Genomic DNA, 19264 nt, shown 5'->3' on the forward strand with positions numbered 1-19264 from the left:
ATATGACAAAGCAACACGCTCATGATTTCAAAAATAAAGTCGTCGTTCTAACGGGTGCAGGTGGCGTTTTAGTTTCTGAATTCGCAAAACAATACGCACAAGTTGGCGCAAAAGTTGCCTTACTTGATTTAAACGAAGAGGCAGCACAAGGTTATGCAGACGAAATCAACTCAGCCGACGGGACAGCTCGCGCATACAAATGTAACGTTTTAGAAAAACCAAGTATCGAAGCGGCTCGCGAAGCATTAGTTAAAGAGTTAGGTCCAGTCGATATCTTAGTCAATGGTGCCGGTGGAAACAATGCCCGTGCAACAACGGACAACGAGTTCCACGAAACAGAAGGCCTGGATGACATGAAGACTTTCTTCGACCTTGATCAGGACGGTATTTCATTCGTCTTCAACTTGAACTTCTTAGGTACGCTGTTACCGACACAAGTGTTTGCTAAAGATATGGTTGGAAGAAAAGGTGCAAACATCTTGAACATTTCAAGCATGAACGGCTTCACACCATTAACTAAGATCCCAGTTTATTCAGGAGCTAAAGCAGCCATTTCTAACTTTACTGAGTGGCTGGCTGTTCATTTTTCTCACGTGGGCATCCGTGTTAATGCGATTGCACCTGGCTTCTTAGTCAGCAACCAGAACAGAGCTTTACTGTTTAATGAGGATGGCGAACCGACACCTCGTGCGGATAAGATATTAAGCAACACCCCTATGGGACGATTTGGAGAAGCAGAAGAATTGATAGGAGGCTTACTTTTCTTAACAGATGAAAATGCAGCCAGTTTCGTCAACGGTGTGGTCCTGCCGATCGATGGTGGATTCAACGCTTATTCTGGAGTATAATAAAGGGCATTAGATGACAGATTAGATTTGAATAAGGCAGCTGTCCTGAGAGGGGAAGCTGCCTTTTTTTTCAAAATGTGATCTAAAAAAGCGTTGTGTCAACTTGGAGGAGAAAAATGGACCAGAACTATTTAAACTTGCTCAAAGAGAAATACCCGACACCAGAAGCAGTCTATACAGAACTCATAAACCTGGAAGCGATCCAAAATCTTCCAAAGGGAACGGAGTTATATGTGTCTGACGTTCATGGAGCATCAGAAGCTTTTGATCACATTTTAAGGACAGGGGCCGGGAATGTCAGAGAAAAACTGGAAAATCACTTTGAAGACACGTGGACCATTGAAGAAAAAGACTGGTTCAATCTGCTTATCAGTTATCCGGAATATGCACTGGAGCATCCACACTTTACTGAAATAAAAACGGCAGAGTGGTATGGGAAAACCATTATCGACCTCATCGAATTCATGCGGTTCTGTGCAGTTAAATACACGCGTTCGAAGCTGAGGAAAGCATTGCCTGAGAAGTATACGTATATCATAGAAGAACTGCTGTATACTGATTTGAACCAGAGGGAAAAAGATTTGTATTATAAAAATATTCTAACGAAACTGATAGCTCTGGATCAGGCTGAATCGTTTATTCGTTCACTGAGCAATGTCATCCAGCGACTGGTCATTGATCATCTGCATCTAGTAGGGGATATTTTTGATCGATCGAGTGGTGAAAATCTGGTAATGGATCAGCTGATTCATCACCACTCTGTTGATATCCAGTGGGGAAATCACGATTTACTCTGGATGGGGGCACGATTTGGATCGAAAGTAAATCTGATCACGTTACTGAGAATCGCCGCACGGTACGGCTATCTGTTTGAACTGGAAAAAATCTATGGCTTGAATTTACGGCCCCTGTTCCTGCATGCAGAAGAGAATTATCAGATCAATACGGCATTTAAACCGAAGTGTTCAGAAGATTCGACCTTACTCAAAGAAGAAAGTGAAGAACTGCTCACTAAAGCACATCATGCTCTGGCAGTTATTCAGTTCAAACTGGAAGAACAGCTGATCAAAAGACGTCCGGAATTTAAGATGTCAAAACGGCTGATACTGGAATCGATAGATCCTGAAACTCATGAAGTGGAGATTGAAGGTGAGAGGTGGAAGCTGACTGATTTTCCATATACGCAGCTGGATCTTGAGCAACCTGATCGTCTGTCACAGAAAGAAGAACACATCGTGAGTACCTTGCTCGAAAGTTTCCAGCGCTCGGAAAAGATAAAAGAGTATGTCCAGTTCCTGCTGGAAAAAGGCAGTATGTATCTGGTGTACAATAATCATCTGCTTTTTCATGGCTGTATTCCTTTAGATGATCAAGGCCAGTTTATCTCAGTGGAACTGGAAGGTCAGAGTGTTTCAGGGAAAGACATGCTGGGTGCATATGATTATTACGTGAGAAAAGCCTCCAGGGCGCTCGATACCAGTGATGATTTTGCAACTGATCTGATGTGGTATGCATGGGCAGGTGACCGGTCTCCTTTATTCGGCCGAAATAAGATGACGACATTTGAACGCTATTATATTGAAAATAGTGAAACGCACTCTGAAAAGAGAAATCCTTATTTTGATTTAAGAGATAATCAGAATGTGGTCCGAGATATTTTGGAGGCATTCGGTCTAAAAAGCAGTCAGTCAAGAATCATCAATGGTCACACACCGGTAGAAGTGAAAAAAGGGGAAAGTCCAGTCAAAGCAGACGGGCAACTGATTGTAATAGATGGAGGAATGAATGAAGCGTACCGGAATGCAACGGGGATCGCCGGGTACTCTTTACTCAACAATTCTTACGGATTCCAAATTGTGACACATCAGCTGTTTAAATCTGTTTCTGAATTATTCAGACAGGGCAAAGATGAGACGACATTAAAGCACATGATCGATGGAAAACTGGGGAGAACGGTTATCAGGGAAACGACGATTGGTCATACAATACAGAAACAAATCGATTTATTACTCGAAGTGGTTCAGCACATCCAAGTTGATGAATCACAAGAGTAAACCACAATTAATTAACACTAGACATTTGAACAAAACGATTGAGCTGAATATAAGAAAGCGTTATACTAGTATATGAGTGTAAAGATCATAGGAGGAAATTATGACTAAAAAGCAAGGGATTTTATCACAACTAAAAGAGAATTACTTATTCGCAGTTATTAGAGGAAACTCAGCTGAAGAAGCAACAGAGATTTCTGAAGCCGTTTATGAAGGCGGGATCAAGAACATTGAAGTGACTTTTACCACTCCTCAGGCTGACGAATCCATCAAAGAGCTGGCCAAAAAATATGCGGGTACGGATATGGTCGTCGGAGCCGGGACAGTAATGGATGCCATCACTGCACGCATCGCCATCATAGCAGGAGCAGACTTTATCGTCAGTCCAAACATGGTTCTTGAAATCTCAACAGTCTGTAACACATATGGTGTTCCTTATCTGCCGGGTTGCGGCACAGTTACAGAAGTAGCGGAAGCTATGGCAACAGGAGTTGAAGTTGTAAAAGTCTTCCCTGGCGGTATTTTAGGCCCTGCATTCATTAAAAATGTTCACGGTCCGATTCCGCATGTTGAAATGATGCCATCTGGCGGGGTTAGTCTGGATAATATGGAGACATGGATGGATAATGGTGCGTGGGCTGTCGGAATCGGCAGTGCATTAACTAAAGATATGAAAGAAAAAGGAATCGAAAGTGTAAGTGAGAATGCCAAAGCGTTTGTTGACAAATATAATAGCTTAAAATAGGATGTGCAAAAATGGCTAGTGTTGTATTAATTGGAGAACCGATGGGACTTTTCAGAGCACAAGAATTTGGGGAAGTAAAAGACGTTTACCGTTTCAACCGTTCAGTAGCGGGGGCAGAGCTGAACGTTGGGATTGGTTTGTCTCGACTTGAGCACCAGGTTAAGTATGTGACGAAGCTGGGTAAAGACCCGATTGGAGAACATATATTAGATTATTTATATCAGGAACAGTTGGATACCCGACATGTGCTGTTTTCGGATAATCACGAAACAGGACTGATGCTGAAAAACAAAGTCAGTTCGGGTGATCCGGTCACAGCCTACTACCGAAGATGCAGTGCGTTCACATCATTATCGGTAGAAGATATTGAAAATATAGATGTGTCAACAGTCGATTTATTGCATATTACCGGTATACCGCCTGCTGTGAGTCAGTCTGTAAGAGAAGCCATTTTTTATCTTATGAAAAAGGCGAAGGCAGCTGGTACATTCATTACGTTCGATCCGAATCTCAGACCGACCATTTGGGAGTCTGAGGAAACAATGGTGTTAGTGCTGAATGAATTGGCCAGTTACGCTGATGTTGTCCTGCCGGGAGTCTCGGAAGGGAAAACCTTGATGGGGTCTGAAAATATCGAAGAGATAGCAGACTTTTACTTGAATCAGGGAGCAAAGGTTGTCATTACAAAAAGTGGAGCTCATGGTGCGTATGTCACTGAAAAAGACAAACCGACAGTAAATGTTAAAGGATTCAAAGTTAAAAAGATAGTGGATACGGTCGGAGCCGGAGACGGGTTTGCAGTCGGAATCATTCACGCTTATTTGAGCGGATACTCCTGGGAGCAGGCGGCAGTATATGCCAATGCAATCGGCTCGATGCAGGTTCAGCATGCAGGAGATAACGAAGGCTTACCGACACTGAGTAAACTGGACAGCTATATTGCGAACAACAGTTAAGACATAAATAATCGGAAGGTCAGGATGGCTCACTAGCTGTCCTGGCCTTTTTTGTATCTAGTCTATTAATTTTGTTAATGTTAGGAGCAAAATTAGTTATGAGACGGATAAAAGGACACATTACTCCAGTAATAATGAAGCTTTGAACATTATGCATAAAGGATTTCGGAATACAATCAACAGGAAAGGACACCCATTTGTCACACTTCATAAGCTGTAAAGGCAATCCAATTGTGATGTTGGTTCTAAATAAACTGTAATGATAATATAATGGATGGAATTGGAAAAACAATAAAATGAAAAGGGTTACTTAAAGAGTAGACTTACCAAAATAAGTATTCTGATATACTAGTATACAAATAAATGAAAGCGGTTCGTTTTTTACGGTGCCATAGGTATCATAATGGAAGAAACCGTGTAAGTCAGTTCAAAACAAAAAAGGGAGTGTTATCAATGGAAGTGATCCACAAAGAAACACAGGCGAAAGCAGCAGCAGAAATTTTATCACAGTTGGATAATCCGAAGAACTTCAACCGGGCGAAAGTCTGGCAGATGGGTTTTTTCGCAGCTAACAATACAGCAACAAATGCATTTATGTTTTAATGATGAACGTGGCTTATTTTGCCACCGGGGTAGTAGGACTGGGAACCGTCGTCGTCTCGACGATCATAACAGGGAGCCGAATGTTTGACGGGCTGACTGATCCTGTTATCGGCCTTTGGATCGATAAGACAGATGGCAAATACGGTAAGTTCAGACCATTCATGCTGGCTGGATACTTGACCATGACTACTGTTGTGCTATTAATGTTTTTTACTAACCGTTTAGTACCTGACGCAATGAGAATGCCCTATTTCATTTTATTATACTTAATTTATATCATCGGCTACACATTCCAGACAGCAGTAACTAAATCAGGCCAGTCTGTTCTGACCAATGATCCTGAACAGCGTCCAATGTTCTCTACATTTGATATTTCAATGACGGCAATCTTTTTCGCTGGTGCCGGCATCTATCTTGCCAATTATCTAGTACCCAAATACGGATCATTCAACAGTGCAGCATTATTTGCTGAATTCACTTTGACCATTATCGCTCTCTCGGGAGTCTTAACTCTTTTAGCCATTATAGGTATCTGGGAAAAAGATTGTACTGAACACTTCGGTACAGGAAAAGCAGTCAAAATAAATTTAAAAGATATGTGGGAGATCGATAAAGGAAACCGTCCGCTGCAGATGCTGATTATTGCAGCCTCAACTGATAAACTGGGTCAGACTGTGGCCACAAACTCAATCGTAATGGTGATGCTCTTTGGGATCATCATCGGAGATTATGGGCTGTTCGGAGTGATCTCCGGTATATTACTGATTCCCAATATCATCATCGCGATCTTCGGGACACGTCTTGCAGGGAAATTCGGAACGAAAAAAGGATACATTGCTTCGACTTGGCTGTCTATGATTGCATACAGTGGCATATTCCTCTTGTTAGTTTTAGGTGATCCAACACAGATTTCATTAAGCAACATGGGCTTTATGACGATCGCGTTCCTGACTCTATTTATAATTGGTAACGGTGTCAGAACATTATCTGGTGGACTCGTCATTCCGATGATTCCTGATGTGACTGATTATGAATATACAGAACGGGACGATATGCTCCAGGTGTGATGGGCACCATATTCTCATTTGTAGACAAAATGATTTCATCTTTCGGTCAGACAATCATTGGACTGACATTGGCGTTCATTGGATTTGAACAGGTATTCCCGGATGTGAGTACCCCTTATTCAAGTGATATCTTGTGGGTTACCCTGTTCATGTTCATTGGAATGCTCATGGTTGCCTGGATCGCTTCACTGGTCGCCATGAAATTTTATGATTTAGATAAGGAGAAAATGGTTGAAATTCAAGCTGTAATTGAAGAAAGAAGACAGAAAGTGAAAGCTGAACAGAAGACAGATTAAATACCAAACACAGACTGATCCTCAATTGCGACAAGAGGCTCAGTCTTTTTTTGTTTTAGCCATAATTCATCTCAGATACTTAGAAATAAGCTCTTTTCATCTGTATAACGGATGGGTTAGGTAAACTGCATGATTAGAGCAAATCGAGTATGTCAAAGAAGAGACAATTAGGTAAAGTGAAGTAGACCTGTCAGCTGGAGTTTACCTTAATAGTAGCGGTATTAGCAGAGTCAAACTAAAAAGAGCCTGAGTTAACTGAAGAAGACTTTATTTAGGCAAAGTCATCACGCCTTTTTAAATGACATTACCGAGCAGGAGTCTGCTATAGCATAGTCGAATGCATCCCAGTTCTGACTTTGTCGAAGACGGTGGAATTTCGGTAAGGTGGTGCCAACACGAGGCGGGAGCCAGCCGAAAAGGAAATAAATAGGGACGTCACAGGCTGTCTTTCTTTAAAACTATTCAACTAGTCTGTCAGCTGAACAAAATCAGCAGGATACAATATGGAAAATGATTTATCGGAAGATAAATCACTCCAAATCATCTTTTGTAAAGCGCTCTAACTTGCTTTATTCAAGTGTTATTGACAAAATGATAAGAAAGAGAGGAAGGCGATCAAGTATGCATGAACTGATTGAAAAGGGGACACCATGGACGCTTAAAGAAGTAGGGACAGATCCTGAGGTTATTAAACAAAACGAAACGCTCTTTTCACTGTCAAACGGGCACATTGGAACACGAGGGAGTCTGGAAGAAACACATCTGACACCTGAATTCAGTCATAGTAAAAGTACCCTGATGAACGGCTTTTTTGATACAGAGCCCATTACTTATGGGGAGTGGGCATATGGCTATGCTACCCATCACCAGACGACGATTCCAATTCCTGACGGCAAAAAAATGGAAATGAAGTATGACGGAGAAGTATTCGATCTGACCTCTTCAGACGCGAAAGACCACAACCGCACACTTGATTTGAAAAAAGGGATTCTGACACGGTCCTACTCTTGGAAAACTGAAAATGGTCATGAGTTAGAAGTCTCGATCGAGCGTTTTGTTTCATATGATTATCCGGAGATAATGGCTCAACGATTCATACTTACACCAAAAGATGACAATAACTCACTGGAGGTGTCTTTTGAACTGGATGATCTTAAAAGTATGGGGAAAGAACGCGACAAAGAGGACGACCCGGATCCTCGGAAGAAAGAACAGGCAAGCAGACGGTTCGAATCAGATGACCTGGAATTTTACGATGCAGACATGCTTCATATTAAAACACACGCCTCAGGACTTCATGCTGTTGTCGGAAATAGGGTAGTCACTGATAATGACGTGCATCAGCAGATCTCAGATAAAAACAGAGACAGTCTATCTTTTTACTCAAAAGCAAATCAGACTATTGTTATTGACCGGTTTGTTGCCTACAGTGAACTTTACAAAGAAGAATCTCTAACTGAAAACATAATAGATAATTTAATCCGTACTCTAAAAAATGTTACCGAATCAGGATACGAAAAGGTAAAGGCAGAACATATCAGTACGATGGAGTCTTTCTGGGAACACAGCGATATTCAGATTGATGGGGAACCGGCTCTTCAACTGGGTTTACGGTTCAATCTGTTTCATCTTCATCAGGCGGCGGGGCGCGACGGAAAAACGAACATGTCTGCCAAAGGACTGACAGGTGAAGGATATGAAGGCCATTACTTCTGGGACACTGAAATGTATATGTTCCCATTTTTCCTTTATACTCAACCGGAAATTGCCAGGTCTCTGCTCATGTATCGTTACAGCATTTTACCTCAGGCGAAAGAACGTGCGAGAACGATGGCTATCGCTAATGGGGCACTCTTTGCATGGCGGACTATTAATGGGGAAGAGGCCAGTCCTTATTATCCTGCCGGAACTGCTCAGATACACATCAACGCAGACATCGCACACGCTATATACTCTTACGGTGAAGTGACAGGTGATGATGCGTTCATGCTGAATGAAGGACTGGAGATGCTGGTGGAGACGGCACGCTTCTGGCTGGAATGGGGTCATTTTGATGATAATAGAGGGGGAGCTTTTGTCATTAATGATGTCACAGGTCCAGATGAATACACTGCAATTGTGAACAATAACTACTATACCAATTTGATGGCCAAGAAAAATTTGGCTTATGCGATTGAATGGATTGAGAAAAGGAGAAGGCAGTTACCTGATGAGGACTTTAACGTCTCTCAAGATGAACTGACTGAGTGGAAAAAGGCAGAAGAGCATATGTACCTGCCATATGATGAGGATAAACAGCTGACGATGCAGGACGACAGTTTCTTTCATAAAAAGGTGTGGGATTTTGAACAGACGCCTAAGGAAAACTACCCGCTTCTGCTGAATTATCATCCGCTGACGATCTATAAACATCAGGTCTGCAAGCAAGCCGATACCGTTTTAGCTCAGTTTTTATTCCTGGATGATTTTTCAAAGGAACAGAAGAAGAGAGATTTTGACTATTATGAGAAGGTCACAACACATGACTCCTCCCTTTCGCGATCTGTTTTCGGAATGATGGCCAGTCAGATTGGTGAAGAAAAGAAAGCCTACGATTACTTTATGGACACAGCTTTAATGGACATTTCAGATCTGCAGTCTAATACAAAGGACGGTGTCCACGCTGCGAATATGGGGGGCACCTGGATGAGTATGGTTCAGGGATTTGCCGGATTGAGAGTAGATAAAGGGACTTTGCATTTTTCACCCCAATGTCCTTCAGAGTGGGAACGCATCGTGTTTAAAGTCAGGTTTCAAAAACGCCTGATCCAAGTGTCAATGACTCCATCTTCTACTGATTATCAGTTAGTAGAAGGAGACCAGCTGACAATCATAGAAAATGGAGAAAAGAAAACACTTTAAGAGTATCATGCGTGAAAAAGCGAAAGGCAGGCCTTTCGCTTTTTTTTGACGTAAAATGGCAGGGTGCCAAGGGAAGTTAACGCCTTTAAACATCTCGGGAAGCCTTGACACCGGACTTTGTGAATGGTATAACTTATGTGAAAGTGATAATCATTCTCAATTATAAAAGAGGGGTACCATGCATGAGTCGAACGTAACGGATTGTACAATAATAGGAGGCGGTCCAGCCGGGCTGTATGCTTCTTTTTACGCAGGGATGAGAGATATGTCCGTGCGACTGATCGAAATCAAAAAAACACTAGGGGGAAAACTGCATTTTTACCCTGAAAAAAAGATTTGGGACATCGGAGGAATGCCTCCAACACATGGACTCGATGTCATGGGGCAGTTGATCGACCAGAGCAGTACATTTGAACCTGAAATCATACTGAATAAAAAGATAGTCACGATTGACAAAAATGGCGAGCAGCTCTTTGAAGTCATCAGTGCAGATGGAGACCGATATCTTAGCCGGTCTGTCATAATCGCTACTGGTGGTGGGATCGTTTATCCTAGAAGACTGGATACGAAGCGGGCGAGGGATTTTGAAAAAACGAATCTGCATTATACCATTTACCGCTTGAACGACTTTAAAGATAAGAAAGTCGTCATTGTTGGTGGTGGCAACTCAGCTATTGACTGGGCTAATGAGCTTAAAGAGCTCGTCTCTGAACTTCATCTTATTCACCGTAATGATACATTCAGGGCGCATGAATCACAGCTGAGACAGTTGAAAGAATCTAATGTTCATATTCATTCCTATACATCCATTGAAAAACTGATTCCAGGTGAATCGCCTGAATCTATTCGGGCAATCGAAGTTAAAAATAGTCAATCTCAAACAGCCTACCAGCTAACTCTTGACGATCTGATCGTCAACATAGGATTTGACAGTGAACCAAATTTTCATCAGACAAAAGGTCTGAAACTGTCACTGAAAGATAATTATTATATAGAAGGCGATACCATGACTCACACGTCACAGGACGGGATCTATGCCATTGGAGATATTGTAAATTATAAGGGAAAAGTAAGGCTGATCGCCGGTGCGTTTCATGATGCAGTTAATGCTGTGAACGAAATCAAGGAATCACTAGTCCCTTCAGAAACCCCGAAAGTCGTCATGTCTTCTTTTCATGAAGGTCTTCAAAATAAATAAACAGCCAATGACAAGTGCGTAAGGAAAAGGGATAAACATGGAGCAGATCAGAAAAAATCAACTGACAAAAAAAGATACACAAAAACGCCTGATGAAGCGCTTGAGTGCGCCTCATCCAGCTGCTTTGATCCTGACACTGAGTGTGCTTGCACTCGGTGTTTTAATGGTCCTGTCAGTTTCCATCGGTGTTTCTGATATTGGCTGGCGGACGATCATCGACTCTCTTTTTGCATTCGATGAAACGAATACCAGTCATGTTATCTTAAGAGATCTGCGTATTCCCAGGATTTTAGCGGCCAGTCTAGTTGGTGCTTTTCTAGCGGTTTCAGGTGTTATCATGCAGGCGCTAACGCTTAATCCTCTAGCGTCTCCATCTATTATGGGCGTGACTTCTGGATCGGCCTTTATGATTGCGATAGCCTTCGCTTTCTATCCAGAGTCCACCTATTTTCAGCTGATCTTCTGGTCTTTTGCGGGAGCAGCTTTGGGAGCAGGGATGGTATTTACTATCGGCTCGTTCAGTAAAAGAGGGTTGACACCAGTGAAGCTGGCTCTGGCCGGTGCGGCAGTCAGTGCACTACTACAGTCTCTGTCCACCATTATCGCGCTGCACTTCAATGTTGCCCGGGACATCAGTTTCTGGTTTGCAGGCGGTGTAGCCGGCGTTCGAATGGAAAGTGTCCGTTTGGTCAGCATCATAGCCCTTGGTGGATTACTGGCAGCCTTTGCGCTCTCAAGGTCACTGACGATCATGGGGTTGGGTGAGGAAATGGCCAAAGGGCTCGGAATCAGGATTGGATGGATCAAGTTTATCTCTACTTTGATCGTACTGATTCTTACAGGTGCTGCTGTTTCGATTGCCGGTACAGTCGGTTATATCGGGTTGATCATTCCACATATCACTAAAAAAGTTATGGGCATGGATTACAGATGGGTGATTCCCAGTTCCGCTGTATTTGGAGCTGGGCTTCTTGTTATCGCTGATATTGCCGCCCGGACAATCAATCAGCCTTACGAAACACCAGTAGGCGCTTTGACAGCGATGATTGGCGTTCCGTTTTTCCTGGTCCTGGCTCGAAAAGAAGGGAGAGGGTGACACATGACGGATACGGACGATTTGTCTCCTTTTAAAGACAGAGTTTTTAAACGGTCCCTTTATTTTTTCTTCTTTTTACTATTCCTGCTGCTGATTCTGACCGTTATCAGTCTAGGCTCCGGACATTTGTCCCTGTCACCTGGCGACATTTGGCAGACAGTGACCGGTTCTGGAACAGAGGCACATCAGCTCCTTCTTTTTCAGTTTAGGCTTCCCCGCATCATCTTGGCTGTTCTCGTAGGGATCGGAATGGCTACGGCAGGGGCACTATTTCAAGGTGTCACTCAGAACGGGCTGGCAGATCCCGGCATTATAGGGATCCACACAGGTTCCGGATTTTTCGTCGTCTTATTTCTTTATTTAGTTTCCCTCAGTCAGGACCAGCCACCCTGGTGGGCTAATATCGGTTTGCCCTTTGTTGCATTTGTCGGAGGCATTACAGCTGCCATCCTGATTTATGTGCTCGCCTGGAAAGAAGGCGTCACGCCTATTCGGCTGGTTTTAGTCGGTATCGGGATAAATGCTGGATTCTCTGCAGCTATACTCCTGGTTCAGTTGAGAATGAGCGAAAGCGACTTTAACAGAGCCATTATCTGGCTCTCAGGATCCATATGGAATGCATCGTGGGCAACAGTGTTACGCCTGCTGCCATGGATTCTTTTGTTTGTGCCGCTCGCACTGTATAAGGCACGCATACTGTCAGTCATGCAATTGGGAGAAGAAATGGCTGTTGGTCTCGGAACTGCAGTAGAAAAAGAACGCATCAAACTGCTGATCATTGGCGTGGCCCTTTCTGCTGCAAGTGTATCAGTTGCCGGAGGGGTCGCTTTTGTCGGACTAGTCGCTCCTCATTTGGCACGGCGACTGGTTGGAGGGAAATTTCAGCGGATGATACCTGTTTCAGCAGTAATCGGAGCGATACTGATTGTGTTATCAGATAGTATAGCCCGTACAGTTCTGGCTCCTTCAGAAATACCAGTCGGCCTGATCGTTTCTGTGATTGGTGCCCCTTATTTTATTTACTTATTAATAACCATAAAAGAATAGTGGAGGAATAAAGATGAAAAAATTAGTAGTGAGCACGTTGTCGTTAACCCTTTTTCTTGCGGCTTGCAATGGAGAAAATACAGTGGATGAGTCTGAGAACGATACAACAGAAGACACTGTGACGGAAGAAAATAAGGAAACAACGGATTCAGAAAGTAGAGTCTTAACAGATGGAGCAGGACAGGACGTTGACATTCCTGAAAATCCTGAAGCAATCATTGCATCATATCTGGAAGACTATCTGCTGGCACTGGATGTCATCCCTGCAGCGCAGTGGTCGATCAGTGACGGCGAAGGGGTCCAATACTACCTTCAGGATGATTTAGGCGATGTTCCAACTATTCCTTACGACCTTCCTTACGAAGCTGTCATGGAATTTGAACCGGACTTCATCATGATCCGTGACCAGCCTGAACAGGACATGATCGATCAGTACAACTTGATTGCCCCAACATATGTGCTGAACGCAAGTCCAACAGACTGGCGTGAAACAATGAGAGAAGTAGGGACCGTATTAGATCTGGAAGACGAGTCAGAAACTGTCATAGAGGACTATGATGCACGAGCTCAAGAGACTGCCTCACTAGTTGAGGAACAGGCGGATGGAGAATCTGCAGCAGCGATCTGGATGATCGATACAAGTCTGTTCGTCGTCCATCCTGAGCGTTCCAGTGGAGCTGTCTTATATGGTGATGCCGGTTTCGAGATACCCGCTGTAGTCGATCAGTTATCTGATGACGCAGACTGGGCAGCTGTTTCTCTTGAAGAAGTAGCAGAAATGGAAGTCGATCACTTATTCCTGATTTCAGATGATGAAGAAAGTTCACTGACTGAAGACCGTCTATGGCAGAATATACCAGCTGTTCAAAACGAAGCTGTTTACACGTTTGACTCACAATCTGCGTGGTTGTACTATGGACCAATAGCAAATGAACAGGTTTTAGACTTTATCGATGGAAGCCTGCAGTAGGAGAATAGAGAAAATAAAGCATCAGTCATTTGGGAAGGAGAGAGCACAGTGTCGCGTATTACGACAAAAGACTTATCAATAGGATACGGGAAACATCTGATCGTAGACGGGCTGGAACTGACGATACCTGATTCTAAAATCACGTGTATCATCGGGCCGAACGGCTGTGGAAAGTCGACCATTCTTAAAACGATCGCTCGATTGCTCAAGCCTTCCAAAGGGGCTGTGCTCCTTGATGGAAAAACTATCCACCATCAATCTACAAAAAGCATTGCTCAAAAAATAGCGATACTGGCTCAATCACCCCACACACCAGAAGAAATGACTGTTAAAGATTTAGTGTCCTATGGGCGGTCCCCTTATCAGAAGGGGTTTGGGCAATTGACCAACAAAGACTGGGAAATGATCCATTGGGCATTGGAAGAAACAAACCTGCTCGAATTTGCTGACCGTTTCGTTCATTCTCTATCAGGAGGTCAGCGTCAGCGGGTGTGGATCGCCATGGCGCTGGCTCAGGATACAGACATTTTACTGCTGGATGAACCCACCACTTACCTGGATCTGGCTCATCAGCTGGATGTTCTTCAGGTTCTGGAAAAATTGAATAAAAAGCAGAACAAAACGATTGTTATGGTCCTGCATGATCTTAACCATGCCTCCCGCTTTTCTGATTACCTTATTTCGATTAGAGACGGAAAGATAGTGAAAGCAGGTGAACCGGCAGAGGTCATGACGAATCAGGTACTGAGAGATGTGTTCGATATTGATGCTCAAATCGTTGAAGACCCGTATACTAAAAAACCGGCGTGCCTGACCTATCATTTATTATAATTGCTCAGAAGAAAATCTACTTCCAAAAAGTAAGCATATCTTTGGAAGAAAGGTTTTCTTTTTGTTATGGTTAGAAAAGAGATAAAATTAAAGGAGCGATTTGAATGAATGTATTAATAGTCGGAGCAAATGGTCAAATAGGGCAACACTTGGTCGATGTGTTAAAAGAGGAAGGCAAGCATACGCCGGTGGCTTTTGTCAGAAAAGAAGAACAAGTCAAACAGTTTGAAGATAAAGGTGTAGAAGCACGACTGGGCAATCTGGAAGAGAGTGTGTCATCGATCAAAGAACAGATGAGTGATATCGATGCGGTAGTCTTTACGGCTGGATCGGGCGGAAGCACGGGGTATGATAAGACTCTTCTGATTGATTTAGACGGAGCTGTCAAAACAGTTGAAGCAACTAAAGCAAGTGGCATCGACCGTTTTGTAATGGTCAGTGCCTTCCAGGCAGACGATCGTGATAAGTGGAATGAAGATATGAAACCATACTTTGTCGCTAAACATTTTGCAGATATGTGGCTGATGGATTCTAGTTTAAACTATACCGTTATTCGTCCGGGTCTGCTTGAAAATGAAGACTCGATCGGAACAGTCTTAGCAAGTGATTCAATGACTGATCCGGACTCCTACAGCATCCCGCGTGTCGATGTAGCAAAAGTCATTGCTGCCAGTCTGGACAATGAAGCGACTTACAAGCAGTCATTTGATTTGGTGACTGGAAAAGACAACATCAAAGACGCACTGAATAAACTGTAATCAGTCGTTTTCGAGAGTGCAGACGACTATGAAAAGTCAGTATTAAACTGAATAAAAAGAGGGGAATGGCCAGCTTATAAGTAAGCGCTGGCCATTTTTTATTGCATAGTCAAATGAATTAGTTGGTGGTATACTATGGTTTAAAGCTGAGAATAGCTTTTGTTTTAAGTAGGCAAAGGAGAGAGTCATACATGAAAAAAACATTTAAAAAATTGATAGCAACTGGTTTAGCACTAAGTACTGTAGCAGTAATGACAGCACAGACAGCCTTTGCTTCAGAAGGAATTGATACAAGTGTTGTGAACGAAGCATGGGGTTTACCGACTTTCGTTTACGGAGGTGGGCTGAACGATGCACAAATAGGTGAGACGGCAGACCTGCTCGGTATAGACGATATGGAAAATGTCGCTGATGTTTCTGTAACAGGTGAAGACCTGCAGAACTATCTGGGAACGGGATCCGGGAATACGGCCAGCATGATTTCATCGGTACTGGTTCAGCGTGAAAATGAAGGTGAAGGAGTTAATGTGATCAACGAAACACCAGAGAATATTACTCAAATCACTGAAGAACAGTATACGAATGCAGCGATCACTGCAGGAGTGGAGGATGTGACTATTATGGTCGCTAGCATCCGCCCTGTAACAGGCGAAAGCGCACTGACTGGTATTTATAAAGCGTTCGATGTCAACGGTGAGGACCTGGATCAGGACCGTATGGAAGTGGCGCAGGAAGAACTGGAAACGACTAATGAAATCGCACAGGAAAATGCGGATGAGGATGAATTTGATACCAATCGATTTGACCAGGCGATTGTTGAGATCAAACAGCAGCTGGCTGATTTGCGTGAGCGTCAAGACGAACTGGCTACTAGAGAAGAGATTGAACAGATCATAAATGATGCCTTGGCAAATAATGAACTGCAGAATGTTATCTCGCAAGACCAGATTGATCGTTTACTGGCATTCTTTGAGCGTTACCAGCAGACAGGTGCCATCGATTCAGCTCAAGTGAGACAGCAACTTGAACAGTTATCAGGAAATCTGAGAGATCGATTCGGTGACGCATGGCAGCAGGCAGAAGACAGCGGTCTACTTGATCAGATTGGTAATTTCTTCAGACAAATCTGGGAAGCCATCACAGGATTATTTAACTAAACCTTTATGAGAAAGTCTTTGTCTTTGTTTTCTTTTCGATGATCAATCTAAAAGGAGGCATAGATTAAAGGCTTTTTTTTTCGGTGATTTGAGTGGCTCAAATCTGATCCTTATAAGATCATTAATATGGAAAGAAAGATTGGAAATCTTTCATCTGCTGGCATTAGGCATTAGACCGTCCAGCTGTAAATTTCAGCGAGAGTTTGGATGGGTCGTCCGAGTTAATCCAAGTGAGTATGTTCTGGTCCTGGAGTATGCCGAAGATGATCAAACCTGACATACTCGGGGAGACACGGATTACGAGTGAACCGAAGCAACGCCATCTTCGGCAAAGTGAAAAGCGTCGAGTCAGTCAGTATGCTGAAGATGATCAAACACGACCTACTCGGGGAGACATAGATTGTGAGTGAACCGAAGCGACGCCATCTTCGGAAAAGTGAAAAGCGTCGAGTCAGTCAGTATGCCGAAGGTGATCAAACACGACCTACTCGGGGAGACATAGATTGTGAGTGAACCGAAGCGACGCCTTCTTCGGCAAAGTGAAAAGCGTCGAGTCAGTCAGTATGCTGAAGATGATCAAACACAACCTACTCGGGGAGACATAGATTGTGAGTGAACCGAAGCGACGCCATCTTCGGCAAAGTGAAAAGCGGTGAACGGTTCAGTACGCCGAAGATAATCAAACACGATACAGTCAAAGAGATGTAGTAGTTGAGTGAACCGAAGCACCCACCCCGAACCCCTTCAAAGTAGATAGACATCGGTTCCCGAGTCTTCCAAAGCAATGAGAAAGATAATGAAATAGGAAAAAGAGTCTGATTCAGATGACTAGCTTCAAAATGATATTAAAAAGAGCTGCCGACGTATGAGCCGACCCCCGAAAGTTAGACCTAAAAAATCTATCTTTTGGGGGTCGGCTCACGTATCGGCAGCTCTCTATTTATTAATGTAGGTTTAAACTAAATTGACCAGGAAGTATTTTTTCTTCCCTTTACGGACAATTATAAATCGGCTGTCAAAGCTGTCTTCTTCATTAACAATGTGATCGACGTCCTTGATTTGAATCCCTTTCAGACGAATGGCTCCATTTTTAATGTCTTCACGGGCTTGACGACGAGACGGTTCGATCCCAGTCACATCAACTAAAAATTCGACTAAATTGTGTTCGCCTTTAGGTGCTTCAGAAGAAGGGACCTCTTTAAAGGTAGATTCAATCTGATCAGCAGTCAATGAGTGGATTTCACCCGAAAACAAAGCTTGAGTGATAGTGATGGCTTCATCAAGCGCTTCCTGACTATGAACGAAACGCGTCATTTCTTCTGCTAATGCTTTTTGAGCTGCACGTTTGTGTGGCTCAGTTTCCACTTGGTTCTCTAAAGCATCAATGTCGTCTTTTGATAAGAATGTAAAGTATTTCAGGTATTTGACCACATCACGGTCATCCTGGTTGAACCAGAACTGGTAAAACTCGTAAGGTGTCGTTTTTTCGGGATCCAGCCAGATGGCGCCATCTGCTGATTTACCAAATTTAGTGCCATCCGCTTTAAGCAGCAACGGAATAGTCAGTCCAAACGCTTTAGCATTTGAGCCTTCTTTTTTACGGATCAAATCAAGTCCGGCTGTGATGTTTCCCCACTGATCAGAACCACCGATCTGAAGCTGCACGTCTTCATTCTGGAAGAGATGCAGGAAATCGACCGACTGAATGATCTGGTAGCTGAACTCAGTAAAGGAAATACCGGTATCCAGTCTACTTGACACAACATCTTTAGCGAGCATCGTGTTGATATTGAATTCTTTCCCAAAATCACGCAGGAAATCTAGAAAGGACAGGCCGCTTAACCAGTCGTAATTGTTGACCAGTTTAATGCCGGATTCTTCTGAACCGGCTTTGAACAGCTTGCGCATCTGAGCACTCAGTTTGTCTGCATTATCCTGAATTTTGTCCATCGTCTGTAGGACTCGTTCTGAATTCCGTCCACTCGGATCGCCGATCGAACCTGTGCCGCCACCGATCAGAATGACTGGTTTATGACCTGCCAGCTGGAATCGTTTGAGGATCATGAATGGGATCAAGTGTCCGACGTGCATACTGTCACCTGATGGATCGATTCCGCAGTAAAGGGCAATGCTTTTCGCATCGGTGACTTCTTTAAGTCCTTCTTCATCTGTCTGCTGATTAATGGCTCCGCGCCATTCTAATTCGTCCAATATATTCATTGTCAATCTCCTTTGATTTCATAGTTTCGTTTTTGATGAGGAAATAAGTCTTTTAATAGGTGAAGTCTGTCAATTGAAATGGTTATATCTTTCTCGTGTCATCCCAATACAGTAAACACCAAAATGTAAAGTATAGAAATAGTCATTCAATATAACCACATCCTTCACTGATTTTAATGTTGAACACAAAAAAATCCCCACAAAAAGCCTGTGCTTTCTGCCGGGACGAACATGCCGTGGTACCACCCTGATTAAAGTAGCCTTGCTACTTTCACTCATTCCCATAACGCCGGGAAGCGTCTCTTAAGAGAATGCTCCAAGGTGTAATTCATGTTATCTGTTTATACGAGTTTCCACCAGCCACTCGCTCTCTAAGATTAAATCAGATACACTACTTCGCCTATTCATCGCTTTTGTATTCTAATCGTCAGTATAATAGAATAAGTGGGTTTAGTCAATTACTAAATAGACTGGCCAAGTGAAGAAAAGACACAATCTGGGCTATACTAAATTAAATTTT

At 43.2% G+C, this 19264-nt stretch carries 17 protein-coding genes and 1 other annotated feature; of the genes, 16 read left to right on the plus strand and 1 reads right to left on the minus strand.

Annotated features, from left to right (window positions below):
- Positions 1-2: 2 nt before the first annotated feature.
- From CLV38_RS02540 to CLV38_RS13690, 16 genes are all read left to right on the plus strand, one after another.
- Positions 3-848: an SDR family oxidoreductase gene (locus tag CLV38_RS02540; RefSeq protein WP_106191097.1), complete on the plus strand. Its 846-nt coding sequence runs from the start codon at positions 3-5 to the stop codon at positions 846-848.
- Between the two features lie 116 nt (positions 849-964).
- Positions 965-2902: a fructose-bisphosphatase class III gene (locus CLV38_RS02545; protein ID WP_106191099.1), complete on the plus strand. Its 1938-nt coding sequence runs from the start codon at positions 965-967 to the stop codon at positions 2900-2902.
- Between the two features lie 100 nt (positions 2903-3002).
- On the plus strand, positions 3003-3644 hold the full coding sequence (locus CLV38_RS02550; RefSeq protein WP_106191101.1) for a bifunctional 2-keto-4-hydroxyglutarate aldolase/2-keto-3-deoxy-6-phosphogluconate aldolase: 642 nt from the start codon (positions 3003-3005) through the stop codon (positions 3642-3644).
- An 11-nt stretch (positions 3645-3655) separates the two neighbouring features.
- Positions 3656-4600 carry a sugar kinase gene (locus CLV38_RS02555; RefSeq protein WP_106191104.1) on the plus strand — a complete coding sequence of 315 codons (945 nt, stop codon included), beginning with the start codon at positions 3656-3658 and terminating at the stop codon, positions 4598-4600.
- Between the two features lie 453 nt (positions 4601-5053).
- The gene (locus CLV38_RS13830; protein WP_211295397.1) at positions 5054-5203 is read left to right on the plus strand and encodes a hypothetical protein; all 150 of its coding nucleotides are present in this window, start codon (positions 5054-5056) and stop codon (positions 5201-5203) included.
- Positions 5203-6270 carry an MFS transporter gene (locus CLV38_RS02560; RefSeq protein ID WP_211295398.1) on the plus strand — a complete coding sequence of 356 codons (1068 nt, stop codon included), beginning with the start codon at positions 5203-5205 and terminating at the stop codon, positions 6268-6270. Before CLV38_RS13830 ends, CLV38_RS02560 begins: the two co-directional genes overlap by 1 nt.
- Positions 6270-6566 carry a hypothetical protein gene (locus CLV38_RS13835; RefSeq protein ID WP_342751964.1) on the plus strand — a complete coding sequence of 99 codons (297 nt, stop codon included), beginning with the start codon at positions 6270-6272 and terminating at the stop codon, positions 6564-6566. The genes CLV38_RS02560 and CLV38_RS13835 overlap by 1 nt, the downstream gene beginning before the upstream one ends.
- A 621-nt stretch (positions 6567-7187) precedes the next feature.
- Positions 7188-9467, plus strand: a complete 2280-nt coding sequence (locus CLV38_RS02565; RefSeq protein WP_106191106.1) for a glycoside hydrolase family 65 protein — start codon at positions 7188-7190, stop codon at positions 9465-9467.
- A gap of 178 nt (positions 9468-9645) precedes the next feature.
- Positions 9646-10665, plus strand: coding sequence for an NAD(P)/FAD-dependent oxidoreductase (locus CLV38_RS02570; RefSeq protein WP_106191108.1), 1020 nt, complete (start codon positions 9646-9648; stop codon positions 10663-10665).
- Between the two features lie 37 nt (positions 10666-10702).
- Complete coding sequence (locus tag CLV38_RS02575) at positions 10703-11761, plus strand: FecCD family ABC transporter permease (protein ID WP_106191113.1); 1059 nt, start codon at positions 10703-10705, stop codon at positions 11759-11761.
- Positions 11762-11764: 3 nt separating this feature from the next.
- The gene (locus CLV38_RS02580) at positions 11765-12808 is read left to right on the plus strand and encodes a FecCD family ABC transporter permease (protein WP_106191115.1); all 1044 of its coding nucleotides are present in this window, start codon (positions 11765-11767) and stop codon (positions 12806-12808) included.
- Positions 12809-12821: 13 nt separating this feature from the next.
- Positions 12822-13778, plus strand: a complete 957-nt coding sequence (locus CLV38_RS02585) for an ABC transporter substrate-binding protein (protein WP_106191118.1) — start codon at positions 12822-12824, stop codon at positions 13776-13778.
- Between the two features lie 48 nt (positions 13779-13826).
- The gene (locus CLV38_RS02590) at positions 13827-14609 is read left to right on the plus strand and encodes an ABC transporter ATP-binding protein (RefSeq protein WP_106191120.1); all 783 of its coding nucleotides are present in this window, start codon (positions 13827-13829) and stop codon (positions 14607-14609) included.
- A 104-nt stretch (positions 14610-14713) separates the two neighbouring features.
- The gene (locus tag CLV38_RS02595) at positions 14714-15367 is read left to right on the plus strand and encodes an SDR family oxidoreductase (protein ID WP_106191122.1); all 654 of its coding nucleotides are present in this window, start codon (positions 14714-14716) and stop codon (positions 15365-15367) included.
- 191 nt (positions 15368-15558) lie between these two features.
- Positions 15559-16524 (plus strand): DUF1002 domain-containing protein, encoded by a 966-nt coding sequence (locus tag CLV38_RS02600; RefSeq protein WP_106191124.1) that lies wholly within the window; start codon positions 15559-15561, stop codon positions 16522-16524.
- A gap of 139 nt (positions 16525-16663) precedes the next feature.
- A complete protein-coding gene (locus tag CLV38_RS13690) occupies positions 16664-16801 on the plus strand; it encodes a hypothetical protein (RefSeq protein ID WP_170068791.1) in 138 nt (45 codons plus the stop codon).
- 677 nt (positions 16802-17478) lie between these two features.
- Here CLV38_RS13690 and tyrS read toward each other — a convergent pair.
- Positions 17479-18744, minus strand: a complete 1266-nt coding sequence (tyrS, locus tag CLV38_RS02610) for a tyrosine--tRNA ligase (RefSeq protein WP_106191129.1) — start codon at positions 18742-18744, stop codon at positions 17479-17481.
- A gap of 218 nt (positions 18745-18962) precedes the next feature.
- Positions 18963-19161: a binding site (T-box leader), on the minus strand.
- Positions 19162-19264: the final 103 nt, after the last annotated feature.

The organism is Alkalibacterium olivapovliticus (assembly GCF_003003275.1).
Classification (GTDB): Bacteria; Bacillota; Bacilli; order Lactobacillales; family Carnobacteriaceae_A; genus Alkalibacterium; species Alkalibacterium olivapovliticum.

Coding starts and splice junctions, on each gene's coding strand:
- CLV38_RS02560 (WP_211295398.1), top strand. CDS start 5,203: ATGATGAACGTGGCTTATTTTGCCACCGGGGTAGTAGGACTGGGAACC.
- CLV38_RS02600 (WP_106191124.1), top strand. CDS start 15,559: ATGAAAAAAACATTTAAAAAATTGATAGCAACTGGTTTAGCACTAAGT.
- CLV38_RS13835 (WP_342751964.1), top strand. CDS start 6,270: ATGGGCACCATATTCTCATTTGTAGACAAAATGATTTCATCTTTCGGT.
- CLV38_RS02585 (WP_106191118.1), top strand. CDS start 12,822: ATGAAAAAATTAGTAGTGAGCACGTTGTCGTTAACCCTTTTTCTTGCG.
- CLV38_RS02575 (WP_106191113.1), top strand. CDS start 10,703: ATGGAGCAGATCAGAAAAAATCAACTGACAAAAAAAGATACACAAAAA.
- CLV38_RS02580 (WP_106191115.1), top strand. CDS start 11,765: ATGACGGATACGGACGATTTGTCTCCTTTTAAAGACAGAGTTTTTAAA.
- CLV38_RS02565 (WP_106191106.1), top strand. CDS start 7,188: ATGCATGAACTGATTGAAAAGGGGACACCATGGACGCTTAAAGAAGTA.
- CLV38_RS02550 (WP_106191101.1), top strand. CDS start 3,003: ATGACTAAAAAGCAAGGGATTTTATCACAACTAAAAGAGAATTACTTA.
- CLV38_RS02555 (WP_106191104.1), top strand. CDS start 3,656: ATGGCTAGTGTTGTATTAATTGGAGAACCGATGGGACTTTTCAGAGCA.
- CLV38_RS02570 (WP_106191108.1), top strand. CDS start 9,646: ATGCATGAGTCGAACGTAACGGATTGTACAATAATAGGAGGCGGTCCA.
- tyrS (WP_106191129.1), bottom strand. CDS start 18,744: ATGAATATATTGGACGAATTAGAATGGCGCGGAGCCATTAATCAGCAG.
- CLV38_RS02595 (WP_106191122.1), top strand. CDS start 14,714: ATGAATGTATTAATAGTCGGAGCAAATGGTCAAATAGGGCAACACTTG.
- CLV38_RS13830 (WP_211295397.1), top strand. CDS start 5,054: ATGGAAGTGATCCACAAAGAAACACAGGCGAAAGCAGCAGCAGAAATT.
- CLV38_RS02540 (WP_106191097.1), top strand. CDS start 3: ATGACAAAGCAACACGCTCATGATTTCAAAAATAAAGTCGTCGTTCTA.
- CLV38_RS02545 (WP_106191099.1), top strand. CDS start 965: ATGGACCAGAACTATTTAAACTTGCTCAAAGAGAAATACCCGACACCA.